This is a genomic window from Streptomyces alanosinicus, from assembly GCF_014650595.1.
GTDB lineage: Bacteria > Actinomycetota > Actinomycetes > Streptomycetales > Streptomycetaceae > Streptomyces > Streptomyces alanosinicus.
This window is the reverse complement of record NZ_BMVG01000139.1, coordinates 1-1,188: the sequence shown is the minus strand read 5'-3', so window position 1 is coordinate 1,188 and position 1,188 is coordinate 1. Positions and strand designations below refer to the sequence as shown.

1 protein-coding gene is annotated in these 1,188 nt (G+C 74.4%); it reads left to right on the top strand.

The annotated features are described in order from the left end of the window. Nucleotides 1-1,188, top strand: a 1,188-nt coding sequence (locus IE277_RS46665; protein ID WP_189960200.1) for a polyketide synthase dehydratase domain-containing protein, incomplete at both ends; no start/stop codon positions are given.

Sequence of the window (1,188 nt, the reverse complement as noted above, 5' to 3'; positions counted from 1 at the left end):
GGTACGGGTGCCCGGCGTGTCGGGCTGCCGACGTACGCCTTCCAGCACCAGCGCTTCTGGCTGCAGGCCACGGCGGCCGCCGACGCGGCACACCACGGTCAGACGTCCGTCGGTCACCCGTTGCTCGGTGCCTCCGTCGCCCTGGCGGGCTCGGACGGGCTGGTGCTGACCGGGCGGCTGGCCGGCGCCGGCCACGGCTGGGTGGCCGACCACGACGTCCTCGGGACCGTACTGCTGCCGGGCACCGGATTCGTCGAACTCGCGCTGCGGGCGGGCGAGCAGGTGGGCTGCACGACCCTGGCGGAACTCACCCTTCAGGCGCCGCTCACCCTGCCCGAGGACGGCGGAGTCGCTCTCCAGGTGACGCTCGGCGCGCCGGACGGCGAAGGCCGCCGTACCGTGACCGTCCACTCGCGCCACGAGCACGCGCCCACGGACACGCCGTGGCTGCTGCACGCCGAGGGTGTCCTCACCCCCGCGCCCGTCGCGCCCGCCGCCGGTCTCACGGCCTGGCCGCCGGCCGGCGCCACGGCCGTCGACGTGGCGGACACCTACGACGTCCTGCGCGAGCGCGGCTACCACTACGGCCCCGTCTTCCAGGGCCTGAAGGCCGCCTGGACGTCCGGCGACGACATCTACGCCGAGATCGAACTGCCCGAGCAGGCGCACTCCGACGCGGCCGAGTTCGGGATCCACCCGGCCCTGCTCGACGCCACCATGCACGCTCTGGGTATCGGCGGCTCCGGCACCGACGGCGACGACGAGGCCCGCCCGCTGCTGCCGTTCTTCTGGGAGGACGTGGCCCTCTTCGCCGTCGGCGCCACCGCGCTGCGTGTGCGCATCGCGTGGACCGGCGAGAACACCATGTCCCTGGACGCGTCCGACGCCACGGGCGCCCCCGTGCTGTCCGTGGGCAGTCTGACGTTCCGTCCGGTGTCTCAGGAGCAGTTGTCGGGTGGTCGGCAGGAGTCGCTGCATGAGATCGGCTGGCGTGTGCTGCCCGCCGGTGGTGAGGCGGCGGAGTACCGGCTGTGGGACGACGTCGCTGCGGATGGCGGTGGGCCGGTGGCGGGTGCGGTGGTCTACCGCGTCCCGGCCGCCGACGCCGATGCCGACGTACCCGTCCCGGAGGCGGTGCGTGCCACGACCGGCGGGACGCTGGCGGTGGTGCAGCGATGGCTGGCGGAG